23 protein-coding genes and 1 pseudogene are annotated in these 21,175 nt (G+C 68.0%); 11 read left to right on the top strand and 13 right to left on the bottom strand.

The annotated features are described in order from the left end of the window. The first annotated feature begins 157 nt into the window (after positions 1 to 157). Positions 158 to 844, top strand: coding sequence for a murein L,D-transpeptidase (locus DL544_RS00660; protein ID WP_139726589.1), 687 nt, complete (start codon positions 158 to 160; stop codon positions 842 to 844). Between the two features lie 15 nt (positions 845 to 859). Here the strand turns inward: DL544_RS00660 and arsH are convergent, their stop codons facing one another. Next, on the bottom strand, positions 860 to 1,588 hold the full coding sequence (gene arsH, locus DL544_RS00655; protein WP_065185559.1) for an arsenical resistance protein ArsH: 729 nt from the start codon (positions 1,586 to 1,588) through the stop codon (positions 860 to 862). Between the two features lie 17 nt (positions 1,589 to 1,605). On the opposite strand from arsH, the gene DL544_RS00650 reads away from it, so the two are divergent. The 5 genes and pseudogenes from DL544_RS00650 to DL544_RS00635 all read left to right on the top strand — a co-directional run bounded on the left by DL544_RS00650 (position 1,606) and on the right by DL544_RS00635 (position 4,802). Then, positions 1,606 to 1,935, top strand: a complete 330-nt coding sequence (locus tag DL544_RS00650; RefSeq protein WP_139726588.1) for an ArsR/SmtB family transcription factor — start codon at positions 1,606 to 1,608, stop codon at positions 1,933 to 1,935. A 1-nt stretch (position 1,936) separates the two neighbouring features. Continuing rightward, positions 1,937 to 2,356 (top strand): annotated as a pseudogene (arsN2, locus tag DL544_RS21440) (arsenic resistance N-acetyltransferase ArsN2); the annotation flags it as partial. 36 nt (positions 2,357 to 2,392) lie between these two features. After that, a complete protein-coding gene (locus DL544_RS21435) occupies positions 2,393 to 2,896 on the top strand; it encodes an arsenate reductase ArsC (RefSeq protein ID WP_235646199.1) in 504 nt (167 codons plus the stop codon). 13 nt (positions 2,897 to 2,909) lie between these two features. Further along, complete coding sequence (arsB, locus tag DL544_RS00640; RefSeq protein WP_005420922.1) at positions 2,910 to 3,941, top strand: ACR3 family arsenite efflux transporter; 1,032 nt, start codon at positions 2,910 to 2,912, stop codon at positions 3,939 to 3,941. 486 nt (positions 3,942 to 4,427) lie between these two features. Then, positions 4,428 to 4,802: a hypothetical protein gene (locus DL544_RS00635; RefSeq protein ID WP_065178711.1), complete on the top strand. Its 375-nt coding sequence runs from the start codon at positions 4,428 to 4,430 to the stop codon at positions 4,800 to 4,802. 13 nt (positions 4,803 to 4,815) lie between these two features. Here the strand turns inward: DL544_RS00635 and DL544_RS00630 are convergent, their stop codons facing one another. Then, complete coding sequence (locus DL544_RS00630) at positions 4,816 to 5,490, bottom strand: hypothetical protein (RefSeq protein WP_065178710.1); 675 nt, start codon at positions 5,488 to 5,490, stop codon at positions 4,816 to 4,818. 136 nt (positions 5,491 to 5,626) lie between these two features. Here DL544_RS00630 and DL544_RS00625 point away from each other — a divergent pair, with 136 nt between their 5' ends. Continuing rightward, positions 5,627 to 6,082 carry a YybH family protein gene (locus tag DL544_RS00625; protein WP_139726586.1) on the top strand — a complete coding sequence of 152 codons (456 nt, stop codon included), beginning with the start codon at positions 5,627 to 5,629 and terminating at the stop codon, positions 6,080 to 6,082. A gap of 143 nt (positions 6,083 to 6,225) precedes the next feature. On the opposite strand, the gene DL544_RS00620 is transcribed toward DL544_RS00625, so the two are convergent. The 5 genes from DL544_RS00620 to DL544_RS00600 all read right to left on the bottom strand — a co-directional run bounded on the left by DL544_RS00620 (position 6,226) and on the right by DL544_RS00600 (position 9,311). After that, entirely contained in the window at positions 6,226 to 7,251 is a 1,026-nt protein-coding gene (locus DL544_RS00620; protein ID WP_139726585.1) for an NAD(P)H-dependent glycerol-3-phosphate dehydrogenase, read from the bottom strand. A 20-nt stretch (positions 7,252 to 7,271) separates the two neighbouring features. Further along, the gene (gene secB / locus DL544_RS00615) at positions 7,272 to 7,790 is read right to left on the bottom strand and encodes a protein-export chaperone SecB (RefSeq protein ID WP_005407596.1); all 519 of its coding nucleotides are present in this window, start codon (positions 7,788 to 7,790) and stop codon (positions 7,272 to 7,274) included. Between the two features lie 100 nt (positions 7,791 to 7,890). Beyond that, entirely contained in the window at positions 7,891 to 8,328 is a 438-nt protein-coding gene (locus DL544_RS00610; RefSeq protein ID WP_053497787.1) for a rhodanese-like domain-containing protein, read from the bottom strand. 57 nt (positions 8,329 to 8,385) lie between these two features. Further along, a complete protein-coding gene (locus DL544_RS00605; RefSeq protein WP_065195989.1) occupies positions 8,386 to 8,811 on the bottom strand; it encodes a hypothetical protein in 426 nt (141 codons plus the stop codon). 32 nt (positions 8,812 to 8,843) lie between these two features. Further along, positions 8,844 to 9,311 (bottom strand): YiiD C-terminal domain-containing protein, encoded by a 468-nt coding sequence (locus tag DL544_RS00600; RefSeq protein ID WP_005407593.1) that lies wholly within the window; start codon positions 9,309 to 9,311, stop codon positions 8,844 to 8,846. 35 nt (positions 9,312 to 9,346) lie between these two features. Between DL544_RS00600 and DL544_RS00595 the strand changes: the two genes are divergently transcribed. The 3 genes from DL544_RS00595 to DL544_RS00585 all read left to right on the top strand — a co-directional run bounded on the left by DL544_RS00595 (position 9,347) and on the right by DL544_RS00585 (position 12,541). Then, positions 9,347 to 10,156, top strand: a complete 810-nt coding sequence (locus tag DL544_RS00595) for a uroporphyrinogen-III synthase (RefSeq protein WP_139726584.1) — start codon at positions 9,347 to 9,349, stop codon at positions 10,154 to 10,156. Between the two features lie 105 nt (positions 10,157 to 10,261). After that, positions 10,262 to 11,239: a uroporphyrinogen-III C-methyltransferase gene (locus DL544_RS00590; protein ID WP_111176805.1), complete on the top strand. Its 978-nt coding sequence runs from the start codon at positions 10,262 to 10,264 to the stop codon at positions 11,237 to 11,239. 6 nt (positions 11,240 to 11,245) lie between these two features. Further along, the gene (locus DL544_RS00585) at positions 11,246 to 12,541 is read left to right on the top strand and encodes a heme biosynthesis HemY N-terminal domain-containing protein (protein WP_139726583.1); all 1,296 of its coding nucleotides are present in this window, start codon (positions 11,246 to 11,248) and stop codon (positions 12,539 to 12,541) included. A gap of 161 nt (positions 12,542 to 12,702) precedes the next feature. On the opposite strand, the gene DL544_RS00580 is transcribed toward DL544_RS00585, so the two are convergent. After that, on the bottom strand, positions 12,703 to 13,998 hold the full coding sequence (locus tag DL544_RS00580) for an acetyl-CoA C-acetyltransferase (protein WP_005420942.1): 1,296 nt from the start codon (positions 13,996 to 13,998) through the stop codon (positions 12,703 to 12,705). Between the two features lie 93 nt (positions 13,999 to 14,091). Here DL544_RS00580 and DL544_RS00575 point away from each other — a divergent pair, with 93 nt between their 5' ends. Further along, the gene (locus DL544_RS00575) at positions 14,092 to 14,979 is read left to right on the top strand and encodes a hypothetical protein (protein ID WP_139726582.1); all 888 of its coding nucleotides are present in this window, start codon (positions 14,092 to 14,094) and stop codon (positions 14,977 to 14,979) included. Positions 14,980 to 15,100: 121 nt separating this feature from the next. Here the strand turns inward: DL544_RS00575 and DL544_RS00570 are convergent, their stop codons facing one another. The 5 genes from DL544_RS00570 to DL544_RS00550 form a co-directional block, all read right to left on the bottom strand. Next, complete coding sequence (locus DL544_RS00570; RefSeq protein ID WP_053497798.1) at positions 15,101 to 15,727, bottom strand: superoxide dismutase family protein; 627 nt, start codon at positions 15,725 to 15,727, stop codon at positions 15,101 to 15,103. Positions 15,728 to 15,759: 32 nt separating this feature from the next. After that, entirely contained in the window at positions 15,760 to 16,329 is a 570-nt protein-coding gene (locus DL544_RS00565) for a superoxide dismutase family protein (protein ID WP_065178703.1), read from the bottom strand. Positions 16,330 to 16,422: 93 nt separating this feature from the next. After that, positions 16,423 to 17,871 carry a nitrogen regulation protein NR(I) gene (gene ntrC / locus DL544_RS00560; protein ID WP_139726581.1) on the bottom strand — a complete coding sequence of 483 codons (1,449 nt, stop codon included), beginning with the start codon at positions 17,869 to 17,871 and terminating at the stop codon, positions 16,423 to 16,425. Beyond that, the gene (locus tag DL544_RS00555) at positions 17,864 to 18,925 is read right to left on the bottom strand and encodes a two-component system sensor histidine kinase NtrB (protein WP_005420952.1); all 1,062 of its coding nucleotides are present in this window, start codon (positions 18,923 to 18,925) and stop codon (positions 17,864 to 17,866) included. The genes ntrC and DL544_RS00555 overlap by 8 nt, the downstream gene beginning before the upstream one ends. A 171-nt stretch (positions 18,926 to 19,096) precedes the next feature. Continuing rightward, positions 19,097 to 21,142: a TonB-dependent receptor gene (locus DL544_RS00550; RefSeq protein ID WP_139726580.1), complete on the bottom strand. Its 2,046-nt coding sequence runs from the start codon at positions 21,140 to 21,142 to the stop codon at positions 19,097 to 19,099. Positions 21,143 to 21,175: the final 33 nt, after the last annotated feature.

Below are 21,175 nucleotides of genomic sequence, written 5' to 3'. Positions count from 1 at the left end.
CGCTCCCTCACTGTTTGAATTGATCCACCTGTGTATCGGGAACCAGTGGCCCTCGCCGGCCACTGGCGTCCTTCCACCTCAGATCTGCATTGCCAGGAGCCGTCTCATTCGTACCTCCTCCTCCCCTGCACACCGCGCCCTGCACGCCACTCTGGCCGTGGCACTGGCCGTTGCATGCAGCGGCGTAGCCAACGCCAGGGACAAGGACGCACCCGCACCACAGGCGGCCGCCGTTGATGAACTTCCGCCCGACCAGAGCGTCTCCGAAACAGTGATCGAGCTGGCCGGCTGGGTGGTCGCCAGCAAGGACAATCAGGGTTATCCGTTCGCGATCATGGACAAGGCCGCCGCGCAGGTCCTGGTCTTCGGCGGCGACGGCAAGCTGCGCGGCGCCGCGCCGGCACTGTTCGGTTCGGCCATCGGCGATCATTCCGCACCGGGCGTCGCCAAGCTTGCTCTGAGCGCGATTCCCGGCCACGACCGCACCACGCCTGCGGGCCGCTTCATTGGCGCCTATGGCCCCTCCGACGATGCCGGGCGCGTGCTGTGGGTGGACTACGATTCCGCCGTCTCGATGCATCCGCTGCCACCGGGCAGCCCGAAGGAAAAGCGCGCCGAACGACTGGCGACGCCGACGCCGGACGACAACCGCGTCACCCACGGCTGCATCAACGTTTCGCCCGGCTTCTACGAACAGATCGTGCAATCCACGTTCCAGAAGGGCGGTGTGTTCTACATCCTGCCGGACAAGGATTCGATCGCGAAGACGTTCCCGGCGTTCGCGCAGAGCCGTGGCGATGCAAAGGACGAGAACAGCAAGGGCGCGCAGCGCGCGAGCAGGTAGCGCGCGTGCTGGAACTCAGGAAGCCGTCGCCCCTGCAGCCCGCGCCAAGGCCGCGGCGTGCGCGTCGCCCTTCCGCTCGCTGTAGCGGTCCACCAGGTAGTCCGACCGGCCCCGCGTCAGCAGCGTGAACTTCACCAGTTCTTCCATCACGTCCACCACCCGATCGTAGTACGGCGAGGGTTTCATCCGGCCGTCGTCATCGAATTCCTGCCAGGCCTTGGCCACCGACGACTGGTTGGGGATGGTCAGCATGCGCATCCAGCGGCCGAGCACGCGCAACGTGTTGACGGTATTGAACGACTGCGAGCCGCCGCTCACCTGCATCACCGCCAGCGTCCTGCCCTGCGTGGGCCGCACGCTGCCATCTTCCAGCGGCAACCAGTCGATCTGGTTCTTGAACACGCCGGTGACCGTGCCATGCCGCTCGGGGCTGACCCAGACCTGCCCTTCCGACCACTGTGACCATTCGCGCAGTCGCTGCACTTCGGGGTGATTCCTGTCCACGCTGTCCAGCATCGGCAGCGCATGCGGATCGAACACCCGGGTTTCGCACCCCAGGTGGCGCAGCAGCCGCTCGGCTTCCAGCGCAAGCTTGCGGCTGAACGACTGGGGCCGCAGCGAGCCGTAGAGCAGGAGAATGCGTGGCGGCCCCAGATCTGCCGCGGCGAGCTGGTGATGATTGGGCTGGGGCAATGACGATTCCAGCAGGTTGGGCAGGTCCAGGCTTGTGATTGGCTCATTCATTCGACTATTCTAGAAATATGGAAACATCTAATGCAATCACCGCCCTGACCGCCCTCGGCCATGCCACCCGCCTGGCTGCCTTCCGACTGCTGGTGGAGGCGGGCCCGGCAGGGCGCATGGCGGGCGACATCGCCACGGCCCTGCAGGTACCCCCAGCCACGCTCAGCTTCCACCTGAAGGAGCTGGTGCAGGCCGGGCTGGTGGAGAGCGAAAGCCAAGGCCGCCACGTCTGCTACCGCGCCAACTTCGATGCGATGAACGGCTTGGTCCAGTACCTGACGCACAACTGCTGCGCGGGCTCCCCGGATGAGCGGTGCACGGTGAGCGAACCGGCATGCAGGTGCTGAGATGAAACCCGACCCGGTGATTCGTGCAGGCACGCGCGACGACCTGTGCTCCATCCGTGACCTTCTGCAGCAGGCGCAGTTGCCCGTGGCCGATCTGGAAAGCAGCGAGGTGGCGTTTCTCGTCGCAGACCTCGACGGCGTTCCCGTGGGTGCCGTTGGATTGCAGATCTTCGGCGCGTCGGCCCTGCTTCGCTCGCTGGTGGTGTCCGACGACCGACGCAATACCGGCCTTGGGCGCGCGTTGCTGTCAGCGGCCGAGGACATGGCCCGCCGCATGCAGGTCAGGGAACTGGTGCTGCTGACAACGTCGGCAGGCCCATGGTTCGCGCGGCACGGCTATGCCGGATGCGATCGCGCGCAGATAGCCGAGGCGATCCGCAGCTCTGCCGAGTTCACTAGTCTCTGCCCGGCAAGCGCGCTTTGCATGTCCAAGCCACTCACTGACCACGGAAGCCACATGACCCGCAATGTCCTGTTCCTCTGCACCGGCAACAGCGCGCGCAGCGTGCTGGCTGAAGCCACCCTGCGCGCCTGGGGCGGCGATCGCTTCAGGGCTTTCAGTGCGGGCAGCCAGCCCACTGGCCAGATCAATCCCTTCGCGCTCGCCCAGTTGCAGGCCGAAGGAATGCCCATTGAAGGGCTGCGCAGCAAGTCGTGGGATGAGTTCGTAGATGCGGCCCCGATGGATCTGGTGATCACCGTGTGTGACGCGGCCGCTGCCGAAGCCTGCCCTGTGGTGTTCGGTGACTTCATCCGCAGCCACTGGGGCCTGCCCGATCCCGCCGCCGTGGCAGGCAGCGATGCCGACAAGGCCGCGGCCTTCGCACTGGCCCATGCCATCGTGAAAACGCGCCTGCGTGCGCTGCTCGCACTGCCCGAATCGGTGTGGTCCGAACGCGAAGCGCTGCAGCACGCGCTGGACCGGATCGGCCAGCTGCTGCCGACCGACGGCGCACAATGACGGTGCCACTGCCATGAGCCTGTTCGAGCGACACCTGACGCTGTGGGTTGTGCTGTGCATTGCGATGGGCACGCTGCTGGGCCACGTCCTGCCCGATGCCTTCGCGGTGCTGGCCTCCGCCGAAGTGGCCAAAGTCAACCTGCCGGTTGCGGTGCTGATCTGGCTGATGATCATCCCGATGCTGCTGAAGGTCGACTTCACTGCGATGCGCCAGTTGCAGCAGCACTGGAAGGGCATCGGCGTGACGCTGTTCATCAACTGGGCCGTGAAGCCGTTCTCGATGGCGCTGCTGGGCTGGCTGTTCCTGCGCCATGCCTTCGCGGACTGGTTGCCTGCAGCACAGATCGACAGCTACATCGCCGGGCTGATCCTGCTGGCGGCCGCGCCCTGCACCGCCATGGTGTTCGTGTGGAGCAACCTGTGCCGCGGTGATGCCAACTTCACCCTGAGCCAGGTGGCGTTGAACGACGCGATCATGGTGGTTGCCTACGCGCCGGTGGTTGCGCTGCTGCTGGGCCTGTCGGCGATCAGCGTGCCGTGGGACACCCTGCTGTTGTCGGTTGGCCTCTACATCGTGGTGCCCGTGCTGGTGGCCGCGTTGCTGCGGCGCTGGATCCTTTCGCGCAGCGGTGAGACGGGGCTGCAGCGTGCGCTTCGACGGCTGGGCCCGCTGTCGCTGTCCGCCCTGCTGCTGACGCTGGTGCTGCTGTTCGGGTTCCAGGGCCAGCAGATCGTGAAGCAACCGCTGGTGATCGCGCTGATTGCGGTGCCGATCCTGATCCAGGTCTATTTCACTTCGGGCCTGGCCTACCTTCTGAACCGCCGTCTGGGCGTGGCGCATTGCGTGGCCGGCCCGTCAGCGCTGATTGGTGCGAGCAACTTCTTCGAACTGGCTGTGGCCACAGCGGTGGGACTGTTCGGCGTGCACTCGGGAGCGGCGCTGGCCACCGTGGTGGGTGTGCTGATCGAGGTACCGGTCATGCTGTCCGTGGTGCGGATCGTGAACCGTACTCAGGCTTGGTACGAAGGACCCGAAGAGCGCTGACAACCAGAGTGGGGCGAGTTCGATTTACGTTCTTCGCTGCGCACTGTCGTCATCGGCCTGGTGGGGTACCCACATCCCTGTCATCAAGTTCGAATCATGTCGCATATTCTCCATGCTGCTACGGACGTTGCGGCACCTGCGTCCGCGACGGCTTAACAGCGTGCAAGAATGCTGAAAGCGTCTTCGATCAAACGCTGTTTGCAACTCGTCTGATTGGCGTTGCGCAGCGACAGCGGTACAGATGGCGGGCCACCGGAAGATGGGTGGCCGGGCCTCGAAAACCCGTCAGATCACGAACGTTGTTTGCGCTTGCCAGCCGGCGTCACCCGCGTGGCGCCGGCTGGCATTCCGTCTGCCGGCTATGGCGGGCGGAGCGTGGAGGCCTTGCGCCTGCCGGTCTTGTTCGTGATCTCCCGGTTTTCGAGCCACGTCTCCGCCCGCCACCTTTGCGTGGCGGCTACCGTCTGTCCTGCACGGAGCACTGCCATGACCTCACCGGACTTCCCCCGCCTGCATCCGCATCGCTCGTCCGCCACTGGCGGTGAGCCCTCAAAGCACGCGGCTGCGACCGACCCGAACGCCTTCATCGCCACGCTTCACCGCATCGGCAAAGGCGCGGCCGCCGATGGCCAACCCTGGCCGGAGCGTCACCAGATGCCGGGCCGTTGCATGGCGCTGGCCGATGCGGACTGTGCACTGGCCGGCCAACGCGTGACGTTGGAGCTGCTGCTGGCGGCCGAGCGCGTGCGTCAGAACGGCGCGGAGGCCGAGTACGTGGGCGACCGGGTGATGGAAGGGCTGATCATGGCGTGCCTGACGATGAACGCACAGGCCAGCGCGCGCATGCAGCCGGACGGGTGACGCCGGCGCCACATCACTCGCAGAGCGCGCTGTCTTCCTTCAACGCGGCATCCTGCAGTGGCTGGCGCTGTTCGATCTGCTCACGTTGTTCCGCCGTCGGCTCGCCCAGCCACCACACACGGCAGCGCGCGGTAAGACGGCCGACCATCTTCGCTTCCGTCGGCGAATACAGCATCGCCAACGCGGTGCCGGGGCAGTCGTGGGCCTGGCAAGCGGTGTAGAACCACCATGGCTCGCCTTGCAGCACCAGCAGCTCGCCGGGCCCACTGGGTCCGCTCAACAGGCGTTGGCGCAGCGAGGGAATCTCCTTGTCGCTGGATTCGGCTGCCGAAGTACCCTTCATCAGGCTGTTGAAGGCCGCCAGCACCTTCGGGTCCTTGCGGCCGCAGTCGTCCACGGTACTGCCGCCGACCAGGGTGAAGAAGTGGGTCGCCAGCGGATTGTCCGCACAGGTCTGTTCGCCGCCGGCACTGGGGTCTTCCGGTTCACCTTCGTTGTCCCACACCGCGGGATCCACGCTGTCTTCGATGGACGGTTCCTTCTCGACCACCGTGGCCGTGGCGGCCAGAGCTTCGGTGGTTGGTGCTGGCGCCGCAGCAGGCGCGGCCTCGCCAGTCTTCTCCGGTGCCTGTCCGCAGGCTGCCAGCAGCGCGGCCATCATCGCCATCCCTGTGATTCGCGTCTTCATCGCGTGTCCTTGTCTGATCTGCGCTGCATCCACCGAATCGGCGGCCGCGTGATTCTAACCAGCGGCGCGCTAGGATGCGTCTGAAGTCTTCCCATCATCGCCAGGGCCTGGACGCATGCGCCGCACACGACTCGCCATGATCTTCTGCAGTGCCCTGCTGATGGCATCGCCGGCAAATGTCCACGATGCAGAAGGCGCGGAGCCTGCGCAGCCTCTCCCGGACGCAGCCCTGCCCGCACCGCTGGACCGTGTGCTGCGCAACTACGAGCAGGCGTGGCGCGGGGGTGATGCCAGGGCACTGGCTGCGCTCTTCGCCGAGGATGGCTTTGTGCTGCAGAGCAACCAGCCACCCGTGCGCGGGCGCACTGCGATCGAGGCTGCATATGCCGGACAGGGCGGCAGTCCGTTGCGGTTGCGTGCCTTGGCATATGCGGTGGAGGGGAACACGGGTTACATCGTCGGTGCGTACAGCTACGGCAACAACGTGGGCGATACCGGCAAGTTCACGCTCACGCTGAAGCGTGAGCGTGATGGGCCTTGGCTGATCTTTTCGGACATGGACAACAGCAACGCGCCGCCGCCGGCGCGGTGAGGGATTCCGCAGGGCATGGCCCGGCGCTACTGGGCGCCAACCAAGGTTGGCCGCTACCAGAAGCGGGTTCCGTCCTGGATCCACGCCATGCGTGGATGAGGCGCACAAGAAAAAACCCCGGCACCTGGCCGGGGTTTTTCGATTCACTTGAACAGCGTGTCCGGATACTCCGGTTTCTGTTCCCGCGCCAGCAGTGCGCGCAAGCCTTCTTCCGGGGTCTGCTCGCCATGCAGCACGGCACGCACACCGTCGGAGATCGGCAGGTCGATGCCATGGCGGCGTGCCTGTCGCATCACTTCGTCGGCGGTTTGCACCGACTCGACCACCTGACCGATCTCGCGCACGGCATCCTGCAGCGTCTGGCCGCGGCCCAGGGCCAGGCCCAGGCGGCGGTTGCGCGACAGGTCGCCGGTGCAGGTCAGCACCAGATCGCCCAGGCCGGCCAGGCCCATCAGCGTTTCCGGCTTGGCGCCGATCGCAGCGGCCAGGCGCAGCATTTCGTTGAGGCCGCGGGTGATCAGGCCGGCACGGGCGTTGAGGCCCAACTGCATGCCATCGGCCACGCCGGTGGCCACCGCCAGCACGTTCTTCATCGCGCCGCCCAGCTCGGCACCGACCATGTCGTCGCCGGTGTAGGCGCGGAACGCCGGGCCATGCATCGCCTCGGCCACCGTCTGCGCGAACTCGGGCACGTCGCCGTGCACGGTGATCGCGGTCGGCAGGCCCTGCGTGACTTCCTTGGCGAACGACGGCCCGGTGACGACGGCCAGCGGCACATCCTCACCCAGCACTTCGCGCGCCACTTCATGCAGGAAACGGCCCGAACCGGGTTCGAAGCCCTTGGTGGCCCAGGCCACGCCGGCACTGGCCGGTCGCAGCGGCGCCAGCGCACGTACGGTCTCGCCAAAGGCGTGCGACGGCGTCACCACCAGGATCCAGGCCGCGCCCTGCACCGCCGACGCCAGATCGGTGGTGGCACGCAGGCTGTCCGGCAGCGGGATGCCCGGCAGGTAGCGCGGGTTCTCGTGGCGCTGGTCGATGGCCTCGACCACGGCCGCGTCGCGCCCCCACAGCACGGTCGGGTGACCGTGCCGTGCGAGCAGGCTGGCCAGCGCGGTTCCCCAAGAACCGGCGCCGAGCACGGCGATCTTGTCAGCGGGAGTGCTCATCCGTGACGTCGCGGCAGGAATCAGGCGTTGCCGGCCGGCTCGGAGTCAGCCAGCGACGGTGCGTCGCCCTGCTCCTGGCGCTGGCGCAGGGTTTCTGCGTACAGGCCTTCGAAGTTGATCGGCTGCAGGAAGAACGGCGGGAAGCCGCCGGCCTGGATCAGGTCGCTGATCAGCTGGCGCACGTACGGGAACAGGATGTTCGGGCACTGGGTGCCGAGCAGCACGTCGATCGACTGCGGGTCCAGGCCGACCAGGCCGAACACGCCGGCCTGCTTCACTTCGGCCACGTAGGCGGTGCGCTCACCGGCCTGGCAGGTCAGGGTCACGGCCAGCACGACTTCGAAGGCGTTCTCACCCAGGCGCTGCACCTGCTGGTTCAGGTTCAGCTGCAGCTCCGGCTGCACCTGGTCATTGAAGATGGTCGGCGCGTTCGGCGACTCGAAGGAGACGTCCTTGACGTAGATCTTCTCGACGGTGAAAGCGGGGCCGGTAGCGGCATCGACCGGCGCAGCGGCGCCGTTGGTGATCTCTTCGGACATTTCCAGTAACTCCAGGTGAATGCAATGAAAACGATGGTCGAACTACTGCGATGGGGGCGGGACCAGGCCCAGACAAGGCCGGATCCGCCACCTGCGGCAATCAGTTGCGGCCCTTGACCAGCGGCAGTTCGGCCTGCTGCCAGGCGGGAATGCCGCCATCGAGCACGTAGACCTTCTCGAAACCGGCCTTCTTCAGCGCCTTGGCGGCGGTTTCCGAAGCGTTGCCGCTGCGGCACACCAGCACCACCGGCGACTGCTTGGCATTGGCCACCAGCTTGTTTTCCGGGCCGAAGGCACTGGCCTGGGCATTGCGGCTGCCGGCAATGTGGCCCTTTTCGAAGTCACCGCTGGCCGACAGGTCGACCACCACCGTGCCGCCCGCGTTCATCAGCTGGGTCAGTTCGGCGGGCTTGATGCCCTTGAAGCCCCGGAACAGGCGGCGGATCTCGGTGACGATGATGGCCACGGTCAGGCCGACCAGGGCCGCGGACAGCATCGGGTTTCGGCCTGCAAAGGCCAGCAACTCTTCGTAATTCACTCAGGTCACGGGTCGATTAAGCGGGCGCCGATTGTCGCACAAGCCGGACGCGGCCCGTCACTGCCCCTTCCACAGGTCCGGCAGGCCGGCGGTCTGCCACCAGCGCTTGGCCTCCGGATCCCAGCGCCAGCGCTCGACCACGACCACGGTGCGCTCGGCCTGGGTGTTCTGGTTGATCACCCCGATTTCGACCCGGCGCTCGACCAGGCCACCGTCCAGCGAGGCGCTGCTGCGCTCGCGATAGGACGACACGCGCAGCTGCGCGTATCGGTTGAGCTCGAACTCGGTCGGCGGCTTTTCCTTGCGCAGCTTGGGGTCGAGGTAGCCGATGGCATCGTCCATGCTGCCCCAGCGGATGGTCGCGCCATACGCGACCTGGGTCTCTTCCAGCAGCTTGCGCTGCTTGCGGCTGAGGTCGTCGGCCGAGGCCACGGCGCTGACCAGCAGCAGGGAATACATCAGGAACTGGATGAGGCGGCGCATCGGTGGTTTCCCCAGAACGTCAGCCTGCCATCCTACCCTTTGGCGAAGGCAACAAAGCGACCGCTGAATTCGGCGGCGGGCTTGCCATCGGCACCGGGCTGGGTGGCGATGATGCTGATGCGGGCCTTGCGGCGCTGCCGGAAGGTATTCAGGAAGGCGTCCCAGCCGGTGGCTTCGGCCGCTTCGGCGTGGGCGTGCAGGTCCTCATAGACCGGCGCCAGGTAGCGCAGGTTGCTGTCGGCCACATAGACCTCGGCATCGTGGCCGGCCAGGCGCAGGCGCAGGCTGACCAGCGCCCAGCCGGACAGGGTCAGCACCGAGGCCAGGCTGCCGCCGAAGGCGTTGCCCTTGTCGTTGACGTTGGCCGCCAGCGGCGCGGTGATGCGCAGCACGCCATCGGCATAGCCGTCGAGCTGGATCTGCATGGCGCGGACCGCCGGCATGCAGTCCAGCACGTCCTGCAGGGCGGCCAACGAGGAAGTCAGGGCATCAACGGACATCGGAGCAGCGACCACGACAACGAAGGGCCCGCATAATGCAGGCAATGGTCGACCATACGATACCCACTGGCGCCACCCGTTCCGGCCCGCGCTGGACCCTGATCTCGCTGCGCCCGCGGGGCCAGAACGTGGCGCTGCGCCGCGCCGTTGCCGGGCTGGGCGGGAATGTCCTGGCCCTGGCGCCCTGGCGCCTGCAGCGCCTGCAGGGCACGGCTGTGGTGCGCCAGCTGCAACGCGCGCTGAACTGCGACCGGGTGGTATTCACCAGCCCGGCCGCCGTTGCCGCAGCCGCGTCCCTGCTGCCGCTGGCCGACGTGCAGTGCAGCCCGTGGCTGACCGTGGGCGAAGGCACTGCGCGCGCATTGCAGGCACACGGCATCACCGAGGTGCACGCGCCGCAGCGGATGGACAGCGAGGGGCTGCTGGCGCTGCCGGTGCTGGCCGACGTACAGGGCCTGCGCATCGGCCTGGTGACCGCCCCCGGCGGGCGTGGCCTGATTGCCGCGCAGCTGCAGGCGGCGGGCGCCACGATCGAACGTGCCGATGTCTACCAGCGTCGCCTGCTGCGACTGCCCCCGCGAACGCTGGCGCGATTGGCGCATTCAGCACAGCCGTGGGTGCTGGCCGTGAGCAGTGGCGAAGCCCTGCAGCATTTCTGGCAACAGCTTCCGCCGGCCGGGCAGCAGCGCCTGCGGGCGTCTGCCCGCGTGGTGGTTGCCAGTGACCGCCTCGGCGAACAGGCGCAGGCGCTCGGCCTGCAGCGCATCACACGCAGCGCCGGCCCCACCGCTGCGCAGCTGGTGGCCGCTGCACACGCCACGCTCACCGTCCCGGCAGCGACCTGAACAGGGACGTGGATCACGCTTGCCGCTGCCGTCGGCAACGGTGATGCTGTGCACAACGCAGCCTGCCGGCACCCCGACCGGCGACGTTGCCGACAAGGAAGCCTGATGAACGATACTCCGCCCGCACCCCCACCCCATCGACCCGTGCGCTGGCTGCTGCCGCTGGCCGCCGTGGTCGTGCTCGGCGCGGGCGGTTATGCCGGCTGGTACGTCTGGCAGCAGCAACAGCGCGAACAGGAAGCGCAGGCACAGACCACGGCCGTACAGCTGAAGGGCCTGGAGGCCACGCTGGATGCGCTGCGCCGTGACCAGCGCGCGACCAGCCAGCGCCTGCAGGATGCGGCGACCACCAACCGCGTGCTGCGCGACGAGATGCTGGGACTCTCACAGCGCAGCGCGCTGCTGGAAGAGAACCTGGCCAAGCTGGCCGACAGTGCCAACCAGGGCCGCCAGGCGGTGCAGCGCGATGAGGCCGAGCTGCTGCTGACCCAGGCTGCGCAGCGCCTGAACTACGCCGACGACGTGGACGGCGCACGCCGCCTGTATGCACAGGCGGCCACCGCACTGGCCGAACTGCCCGACGCTGATGGCCTGAACCTGCGCCAGGCGCTGGTGCAGGAGCGCGAGGCGCTGGATGCGCTCGGCACCGGCCCGCGCGTGCAGTCGCTGCAGCGCCTGGATGCCGTGGCCCGCGCGCTGCAGGGCCTGCCCTCGCAGATCACCGGCACGACCGGCAGCAGCACCGCCAAGCCCTGGTGGCAGGCCACGCTGGCACCGTTCGTGGACATCACCCCGAGCCGCCAGAACGGCCCGCTGACGGCCGCCGAACAGCGCAACGCCGACGATGCACTGCAGCTGGAATTGACGTTGGCGCGCGCCGCGATCGAGCGCGGCGACCGCGCGGGCCGCAACACCGCTCTGGACCGCGTGGAGCAGTGGGCACAGCGGCGCTGGCCGGATTCACCGGCCCTGCGCGCGCAACGTGCTGAACTGAAGGCCTTGCGCGAACTGCCGCTGCAGGCCAACGACGCTGTCCTTGGCAGCACCCTGCAACAACTGCGCACCCAGACCGACCGGAGGTAAGCCCGCATGAAACCACTGCAATCCCTGGTCGTGCTGTTGCTGGCCGTGGCCATCGGCGTGGTCGCCGCGCAATGGCTCGGCGCCGATGACCTGAACCGCTTCGGCGAAGTGACCCTGCGCTACGGCGGCTACGACTATCACAGCAACCTGCCGAAGGTAGCGCTGCTGGCAGTGATCACGGTGCTGGTGCTGTGGCTGCTGTGGAGCCTGATCGCTGCACCGTTCCGTGCCTGGGGCCGCTACCGCCGCAAGCAGGGCCGGGTGCGCCTGATCGACGGCCTGCAGGCCTACGAGCATGGCCAGTGGCAGCGTGCGGAGAAGCTGCTGGACGGCGCCGCCAGGGACCCGGAAGTGAGCGCGGTGGCACTGGCCACCGCCGTGCGCAGCGCGCAGGCACGGGCCGATGGCCCCGCCGGAGAGGCGCTGCTGCAGCGCCTGGGTGAAAGTGACGCCACCCTGCAGGCACTGCTGCGCGCCGAACAGCTGCTGGCGCGCGATCTGCCGGTCGATGCGATCAACGCGCTGGACGTAGCGGCGATCCAGCCGCTGCCACCACGCGGCCTGTGGCTGCGTACCGAAGCGCTGGCACAGGCCGGCCGCGCCCACGAAGCGTATGGCCAGCTGGGTGCGCTGCGCCAGAGCAAGGTGCTGCCGGCCGACGCGAACAGCGAACTGGAGGCACGCCTGGCCGCACAGGCGCTGCTGGAAGCGGCCGACGTCAACGCGCTGGCCGCACAGTGGGAGGCCACCCCGAAGGCGCTGCGCCCCACCCCGGACGTGGTGGGCGCCTATGCCAGCCGTGCGGTGGCGCTGGACTGGGATGAGCCGGCGCTGCTGGCGCTGGAACAGGCACTGGACCAGCGTTGGAATGACGATCTGGTGGCGCTGTATGGCCGCCTGCCCGCCGAGCGCCTGGCCACCCGCCAGGCCAATCTGGCGCGCTGGCGCAACGTGCATGACGGCTCGGCCGCGCTGCGCCTGGCCCAGGGCCGCGTGGCCCTGGGCCAGCAGCAATGGGATGCCGCCGATGCGTTCCTGCACGAGGCCATTGCCGCTGGCGCCGGTGCACCGGCGTGGGAAGCGCTGGGTGAAGTGTTCGCGCAACGTGGCGAACACGCGCTGGCCGCGCAGTGCCTGGCCAATGCGCTGCGCCTGCAGCGCGGCGAGGACAGCGTGGAACTGGTGCGTGGCACCGAGACGCCGCTGCGCGCCACGGTGGAGGAGCAGCCCATCGTTGCACAGCCGCCGGTGTATGACGCCAACGAAGAGCGCGACGAATTCGGCAACCCGCGGTTGCCCTGATGGGTAGTGCTGGCCGCTGGCCGGCATCCACCGGTGAATTTGGCACCCACCAGAGCAACAATCCGAACAAAAAAAACGCCGCCCGATGGGCGGCGTTTTCAGTTCCAGGAGTGCCGGCCGGATCGTGCCGACCAACGGTCGGCACCCACCGATGGATGCGATCAGCGTTCGACGATCGCCACCACGCCCATGCCGCCAGCGGTGCAGATCGACACCAGTGCGCGGCCACCGCCGCGTTCGGCCAGCTGCTTGGCTGCCGTGGCGATCACGCGTGCGCCGGTAGCGGCGAACGGGTGGCCGGTGGCCAGCGACGAGCCCAGCAGGTTGATCTTGTCCGGGTCGATGCGGCCCAGCGGCGCGTCCAGGCCCAGGCGGTTGCGGCAGTAGTCCTCGCTCTCCCACGCACGCAGGGTGCACAACACCTGTGCGGCAAAGGCTTCGTGGATCTCGTAGATGTCGAAGTCCTGCAGGGTCAGGCCGTTGCGCTTGAGCATCTCCGGCACCGCGATGGTCGGTGCCATCAGCAGGCCTTCGCCGTGCACGAAGTCCACCGCGGCGACGTGCGCGTCACGCAGGTAAGCCTGGGGTTCATGGCCATGCGCGCGTGCCCACTCTTCGCTGGCCAGCAGCACTGCAGCGGCACCGTCAGTCAGCGGGGTGGAGTTGGCGGCGGTGAGCGTGCCACGCCCGGAAACCTTGTCGAACGCCGGCTTCAGCGTGGCCAGCTTTTCCAGCGAGGTGTCCGGGCGCAGGATGTTGTCGCGCTCGACGCCACGGAACGGTGCGATCAGGTCGTTGAAGAAGCCACGCTCGTAGGCGGCGGCCAGCTTCTTGTGCGACGACACCGCCCACTCATCCTGCGAGTCGCGCGAGATGTTCCACTCCTTCGCCATGTCCTCGCAGTGGTCGCCCATGCTCTTGCCGGTGCGCGGCTCGGCCACGCCCGGGAACTCGGGCTTGAGCTCGGAGAACTTGAAACCGGCGGTGAGCGCACGGATCTTGTCGCCGGTGCTCTTGGCGCGGTTGGCCGCCAGCAGGCGTGCACGCAGTTTCTTGCCGTAGACGATCGGCACGTCGGAGGTGGTGTCCGAACCACCGCCGATGCCCGATTCGATCTGGCCCAGCGCGATCTTGTTGGCCACGGTGATGATGCTGTCCAGCGAGGTACCGCAGGCACGCTGCAGGGTGATGCCCGGGGTCAGCGGCGACAGGCCGGACGACAGCGTGGCTTCGCGGCCCAGGTTCCAGTCGCTGGAATGCTTGATCACCGCGCCCATCGCCACTTCACCCAGCTGCTGGCCATGCAGGCCGAACCGTTCGACCAGCGCACCCAGCGTACGGACCGACATGCCGAGGTTGCCGACATCCGAATACGCGGTGTTCTGGCGGCAGAACGGAATGCGGACGCCACCGAGGATGGCGACGGGACGAGCGTTGGGCATGGAGATACCTGGCATGGATGAGGGTGTCTGCAACATGGCCTGCACGACGGAGCAGGCATAATGGAGCCAAGTGTAGCTGCCGCCCTGTGATGGGCCAACCGTGGAACCATGAGCAAACCCGACCCCGCGATGAATGCCCTTGGCGTGCTGGCCCTGGAACTGGCCGGCGGCGAAATCCCCCGCCAGGCGGTGCTCAGCGCTGAACAGGCCGGTGAACTGGCCGAACGCGTCGGCCGTGACCTGGCCAAGCTGGTGCCACAGGTGGCCGAGCTGGACCTGGTGTTCGCCGCCGCGCATTTCGACCCGGCCGAAGTGCTGCGTCCGGGCTCGCCGATCCATCGCCGCCTGGAAGAACTGCAGATGCGTGCCCCGGGCCGCAACCAGGGCCCGCGCCTGCTGGCTTTCGGTACCGATGCCGAAGGTGACGTGCCACTGCCGTTCCAGGCCGATGCCACGCTGGTGGGCGGTGGCCTGCGCGTGGTGCCGTTCCTGCTGACCGGCAGCGACGTGGCCACCACCAGCGCGGTCGCCGATGCGCTGGAAGAAACCTTGCTGGCCAACGGCATGGCGCACGCCGACACCGCGCTGATGGCGCAGAACACCTTCGGTGCCCGCATCGAGCACGCGCGCTATTTCACCGTGAACGACCTGGCCGCGATGATGTCGATGCAGTACGACAACCAGGGCCTGGCCGCACTGTGGCCGCTGATCGAGACCGCGATCATGGCGCCGGGCGAGGACGAGTGGCTCAATGCCGCGCCCGAGCCGCTGCTGCGCTATACGCATGGCGAAGCACGCATGGCGCTGTTCGACCCGGCCGGTTGGTGCGCGCACTACAGCCACAGCAAGAACGACTGCGATCGCCTGAAGGGCATCTACGAGCAGTTCCTGATGCGCCAGCGACAGATGGCCGCGGTGCTGGAAGCACATGGCGTGCCGGTACTGTTCGTGCACTGCGAGGCCGGGCAGGACGCGCGCGAACTGCTGGCGCGCTGATCCGGGTGATATGTGGGTAGTGCCGGCCGCTGGCCGGCACCCTCCGGATCTGTGATTGCCGGCCAGCGGCCGGCACTACCCATCAGGAAAAACGCCGGCTTGTGCCGGCGTTCTTTGTTTCTTACGGGGCCTTCTGGATCACCGCACAGGCCAGGCGCGCGCCGGCGTTGCCGGTCGGCTGGGTCTTGTAGTCGTCCGCGTCGGCGTGGACGATCAGGCCGCGGCCGATGATGTCGAAGTCATCACCCTTGCCGATGTTGACGTTGCTGGAGACCGGACCGTCGATGGTGGCCACGCCCTTGTCGTCGGCCTTGATGTTGGGCATGTCGCCGCCGTGGTGCGGATCGGTGGCGACGTTGCCGTGATCCTGCTTGCCCGGGTTGAAGTGGCCGCCGGCGCTCATGCCGTCCGGCGCGCTGCAGTCGCCCTTCTCGTGGATGTGGAAGCCATGTTCGCTGCCCGGCTTCAGGCCGGTGATCTGGCCGGTCACGTGGACCTTGCCATCAACCACCTTGAAGGTGACGCTGCCCTTGGTCTCGTTGCCCTGGGTCGGTGCCAGTTCGGCCGTTGCCGAAGCATCGCCCGTCGGTGCCGCCGCCGGTGCCGGGGCTGCAGCCGGCTCGGTGGTGGCGCCGTCGGCCGGCGCGGCCGGCGGGGTTTCAGTCTGCGGCGCGGCGGGCTGCTGGTTGCAGGCCGCCAGGCCCAGCGCGGCGATGGCCGCAAACAGCGAAGTGTGGATCAGACGCATTGGAATCTCTCCCTCGATGATGCCTGCAGTGATCAGCGGACGACCCGGATCACGCCACAGGCGATGCGGACGCCGGCATTGCCGGCGGGCTGGCTGCGATAGTCGTCGGCGTTGGCATGCACGACCAGTGCGCGTCCGGCGATATCGGTGGCGGCGCCTCCGCCAAGGGTAACCCCCTTGACGTGGATATCGACGTTGGCGCGGCCCTGGGCATCGGCACGCAGATTGTCCATGTCGCCCAGGTGGTGCTTGCCGGTGCCGGCGCGGCCATGCGCAGCGCCACCGGGATTGAAGTGATTGCCGGCACTGCTGGCATCCACCGCACTGCAGTCGCCGCGCTCATGGATGTGGAAGCCGGCCTGCTGCATCGGCTGCAGGCCACCGACCAGGCCGGTGATGTGGATGCCACCGGGCTCCACCATCAGCGCGATGCGGCCACTGACGATGCTGGCCGAGGCCGGCGCGAGATTGGCCTCGCCCTGCTTCGCAGCACTGACCACGGTCGGCGGTGGCGGCGTGGGTTCGGCCTTCTTCGGTGCACTGCCACAGGCAGACAGCAGCACGGCGGCGGACAACGGCAGGATGGCAAAGGACAGACGCATCGAAGACTCCTTGCAGGTGACACTAAGCATTGCATCGTCCATGAACGATCAACGGTTCGGCAAGCCGGTGCGAGGATCGCGTGCAGGGACCGTTCAATGGCCCCCGCGACGGCGCCCGGCGCCCAGCTTGCGGGTAAGGGTATTGCGGCCGAGGCCGAGACGGGCAGCGGCTTCGGCGCGGCGGCCGTGGGTGATCTGCAGCGCGGCCTCCAGCAGGGCATGGTCGACCCGCTCGCGCACCTGCGCGTGCAGCCCTTCCACGCCTTCGGCCAGCTGACGGCGCGCCCATTCGGCCAGCAGCGCTTCCCACTGCCCCGGATCGGCTGCGCTGGTACTGCTGCGGCGCCCGCGCGCGCGGTTCAGCGCGGTATCGACATCGGCCACGCCGATGGTGTCGGCGGCGGCCAGCGCGGCCATCCGCCAGCACACGTTCTCCAGCTCGCGCACGTTGCCGGGCCAGTCGTGTTCGCGCAGCGCCTGCAGCGCTGCGGCGGTGAGGCGCTTCGGTGGCGTGTCCAGCCTGCGTGCGGCGGCGGCCAGGAAGGTGCTGGCCAGCTGTGCGATGTCCTCGCGGCGCTCGCGCAGTGGCGGCAGCTGCAGGCGCACCACGTCCAGGCGGTGCAGCAGATCTGCGCGGAACTTCCCCTGCGCGACCAGTCCCTCCAGATCCTGGTGGGTGGCGGCCACCACGCGCACGTCGACGCGGATCAGCTCGCGGCCACCGACGCGGAAGAACTCACCCTGCGCCAGCACACGCAGCAGGCGGGTCTGCAGCGGCAACGGCATGTCGCCGATCTCATCCAGGAACAGCGTGCCACCGTTGGCCTGCTCGAAGCGGCCGATGTGGCGGCGCTGCGCACCGGTGAAGGCACCGGCCTCGTGGCCGAACAACTCGCTTTCCAGCAGCTCGGACGGGATTGCAGCGGTATTGAGCGCGACGAACGGACCCAGCGCGCGCGGTGATTCGCGATGCAGCGCATTGGCCACCAGCTCCTTGCCGGTGCCGGTCTCGCCGGTGATCAGCACCGCCAGCGGTGCCTGCGCCAGGCGACCGATGGCGCGGAACAGCGCGCGCATCGGCGGCGTATCACCCACCAGTTGCGGCGGCTGGTCGCTATGCGCTTCCGCCGCAGGTGCGGGTGCCGCGAGTGCCGGTGCAACGGCCGGCAACACCCGCTGCGCCAGTGCCACCGCATCGTCCAGATCGAACGGCTTGGACAGGAATTCATGCGCGCCACCGCGGAACGCACCGGCCGTGCTGGCGACATCGGTATAGGCCGACATCACCACCACCGGCAGCTGCGGCAACGCGGCCTTGAGCTTGTCCAGCAGCACCAGGCCATCGTCGCCAGGCATGCGCACATCGGTGAACAGCAGCGCCGGCGGCGCGCCTTCGCCCAAGGCCTGCAGGGCAGCCGCAGCGCTGTCGAAATCGACAACCTGGTAGCCCGCCTCGCGCAGCGCGGTGCACAGCACGAAGCGCACGGCACGATCGTCATCGACCACCCAGATGCGCTGCGCGGTGGTGGGGGACTCAGACATCGCGCGGGGCCTCCTCGGCCGGGGCGGCGCCGTTGCCGATCGGCAACAGCAGGGTGAACACGGTATGGCCCGGGCGCGAGCGGTAGGTCAGCGTGCCGCGATGCTCGCGCGCCACCTGCTGGGCCAGCGCCAGACCCAGCCCGGTGCCTTCGGCGCGGCCACTCACCAAGGGCAGGAACAGGTGTTCGGCCAGTTCCTCCGGTACGCCACGGCCGTCGTCGGCGATCTCCAGGCGCAACGCCAGCGTGTGCAGCTGCTCGGCGATGCGCACGCCATGCTCCACGCGGGTGCGCAGGGTGATGCTGCCGGCACCGGCCTGGATTGCGTTGCGCACCAGGTTCCACACCGCCTGGGTGAGGCGGTCGGCATCGCCATGGAATTCGGGAATGCTGGGGTCGTAGTCACGCTGCAGGCGTACCGCCCAGCCGGCCTCGTTCTCGGCCAGGCGCAGCACGCGTTCGAGCGCGGCATGGATATTCAGTTCGGCGTGCGGTGCGGCCGGGGCCGGCGACAGCAGCTGGTCGAGCAGGCCGTTGAGGCGTTCGATCTCCGAGCCGATCAGCTCGATCAGCTCGCGTTCGCTGGCCTCGCGCTGTGCGGCGCGCCGGGCCAGCAGCTGGGCCGCACCCTTCAACCCGGCCAGCGGGTTGCGCAGCTCGTGGGCCAAGCCCTTCAGCGCCGCGCTGAGCGCGCTGGGCAGGGCCTGGGTCGGGTCCAGCCCGGGGAATTCATCGACCGGATGCGCCTCCAGCAGCCAGCCACCATCGTCGCGGCGGCTCATCCAGCCCTCGGCGAAGCGCGGCGCTTCGCCGGGCACCGCCAGCGCCAGCCGGTTCAGGCGCAGGCTGTCGCGCTCATCGCGGGCCAGGAAATGGGCCAGTGCCTCGCCCTGCACTTCCAGCGCGGCCAATGGGCGACCCAGCAGTCGCCGGGCGCTGACGCCCAGCCAGCGGGCGAACGCCGGATTGCAGCCGGCGATGCAGCCATCGGCCCCGGCCCAGGCCAGCGGCGTGCCCAGGGCATCGAGGGACGGCGGGGGAGAGGGGTCGGACATTGCACCAATGTAGTGCAAAACGCGGGGTTCGGGGTCAGAGCCCTTTCCTCGCGGAAAGGGATCTGACCGCATGCGCTGCGGGGTCCGGGGTCGGATCCCTTTCCGCCTGGAAAGGGCTCTGACCCCTGCCGCAGGTCGAGCAAGCTCGACCACGACCACATGCGTGGCCGGTTACAGCTTCATGTTGAGGCCGACGAACACGCTGCGGCCCGGCGCCGGCGAGAACATCGGGCGGGCGCTGTCCCAGAAGAAGCTGTCGTACCAGGCGTAGGCGTACTCGCGGCCGGTCACGTTCTTCAGCTGCAGGTCCACGCTGAAACGCGGGGTGAGCTGATAGGCAGCACTGAGGTCGAGCACGGCGAAACCACCGAACTTGCCGGCCACGTTGCGTTCTTCCAGGTAGTAATCGCCCTGTGCACGTGCCTGCAGGCCCAACCGCAGCGCATCACGGGCGCGGTAATCCACGCCCAGGTTGCTGATATGGCGCGGGGTGGCGGCCACTTCGCGGCCCTGCAGTGAAATGCTGGCATCGCGGTCGTCGCGGGTGATCTTCGCTTCCTGGTAGGCGTGCGACGCCCACACCGTCCAGTCTTCGCCCAGCTGCAGGCTCAGCTGCGCATCCACGCCGCGCCGGCGGGTCTTGCCCAGGGTGACCGTGGTGCCGGTGGCCGGCATGTTGGACACCTCGTTTTCCGCGTCCTGCTGCCACACCGCCAGGCGTGCCTGGCTGCCCGCGAACGGCTGGAATTTCAGGCCCAGCTCCAAGCCGGTGTTGGTGGACGGCTGCATCGGTGCCTGCCCTGGGGTGAGGTAGGCCGGTGCGGTGGAGCCGGTCAGTACCTGGAAGGTGCGACCCCAGTTCGCGTAGACATGGGTGGTCTGGCCCAGGCTGTGGATGACGCTCAGCTTGGGCTGGCCGATGCTGCCGTAGTCCTGCAGGCGGCCGCTGACGCCGTTCATCAGGTGCGTGCTGCCACTGAAGCGATCGATACGATAGGCCGGCACGATCTTCCAGGCCTCGACGGGCTGGTAGACGGCCTGCACGTAGGCGCCCCAGTTGTCGAAGCTGTGGCGATCGTTGTTCTGCACCCGCGCCGGCGGCTGGCTGAAATCAGTGGGTTCGGCGTAGGCGTAGCGCTCGCGGAGGTAGCCGTTGTCCTGCTGCTCGTAGTTCAGGCCGCCCTCGACAGTAAGCGCGGGGCTGGCCTGCCAGGTGAGCGTGCTGAGCAGGCCATGCTGCCGCTCGTCCCACACGCGGCGCTGGCGCGGCAGGTTGCCGGTGGGCAGGTCGCTGAAGGTCACGCGGCGGTCGTCTTCGTAGCGGTTGTAGTACAGCCGCGTGCCAAGGGTGAGTGCGTCGGACAGTTTCATGTCCAAGTGCGCGGCAAGCTGGCGCATGTCGCGGTCATCACCATCGTTGCCGTTGCGCAGCTCGCTGCCACGGCGGTGCGTGCGCAGCTCGTCGGCGGTCATGAAGCCGGGTTCGTCGGCTTCGTGGTGGTACGCACGGGCGGTCAGGCCCACGCGCAGGCCGTCGTCCAGCGAGCCGTAGAACCACTTGCCGCCCAGCGAATATTTCTTCGAGGTGTCGTGGTCGCGGTAGCCGTCGCTGGCCTGGGTGCCGACGAAATAGTTCTGCGCGAAGCCATCGGCTTCGCGGCCAATCGCCACCTGCGCATCACGGGTGTTGTAGCTGCCGTAGGCCAGGCGCGCATCGGTGTAGCTGCCCCCCTGGCGCGTACCGAAGTTCACGTTGCCGCCGATGTTGTGGAGGCCGTAGCGCGGGTCGTTGGTACCGCGCACCACTTCGATGTAGCTGATATCCAGCGGGAACAGCATGTCGATGAAGCGCTGGTTGCCGCTGTTGACGTTGCTGGGGATGCCATCGATCAGCGTCTTGATGGCATTGAGGTAGCCCTCACCGTTGAAGGCGCGGAAGCTGACCTTGCCCGATTCGGCGCCCTGCCGGGTTTCGGTGAGCTGGATGCCGGGCATCTGCCCGAGCAGTTCCCAGCTGTGCGAGACGTTGCGGTTTTCGATCTGGTCTGCACCCAGGACATCCACCGAGGTCAGTACCTGATGCGCACTGAGCTGGCCTTCGCCGTGCTGGTGCACCTGCACCTTGCCGAGAGTGAGCGCGGCGTCGGCCGACTGTGCGAAGGCTTCAGGGGCGAACGGTGCGGCCGCGAGGGCGGCCACCAGGGTAGGAGTCTTCATGGGAAGGGGCGGATACGGTGAAATGTAATCATA

It is taken from the genome of Stenotrophomonas sp. pho (genome assembly GCF_006228405.1).
GTDB lineage: Bacteria > Pseudomonadota > Gammaproteobacteria > Xanthomonadales > Xanthomonadaceae > Stenotrophomonas > Stenotrophomonas sepilia.
The sequence above is the reverse complement of the archived record's forward strand: the minus strand, read 5'-3'. Positions and strand labels throughout refer to the sequence as shown.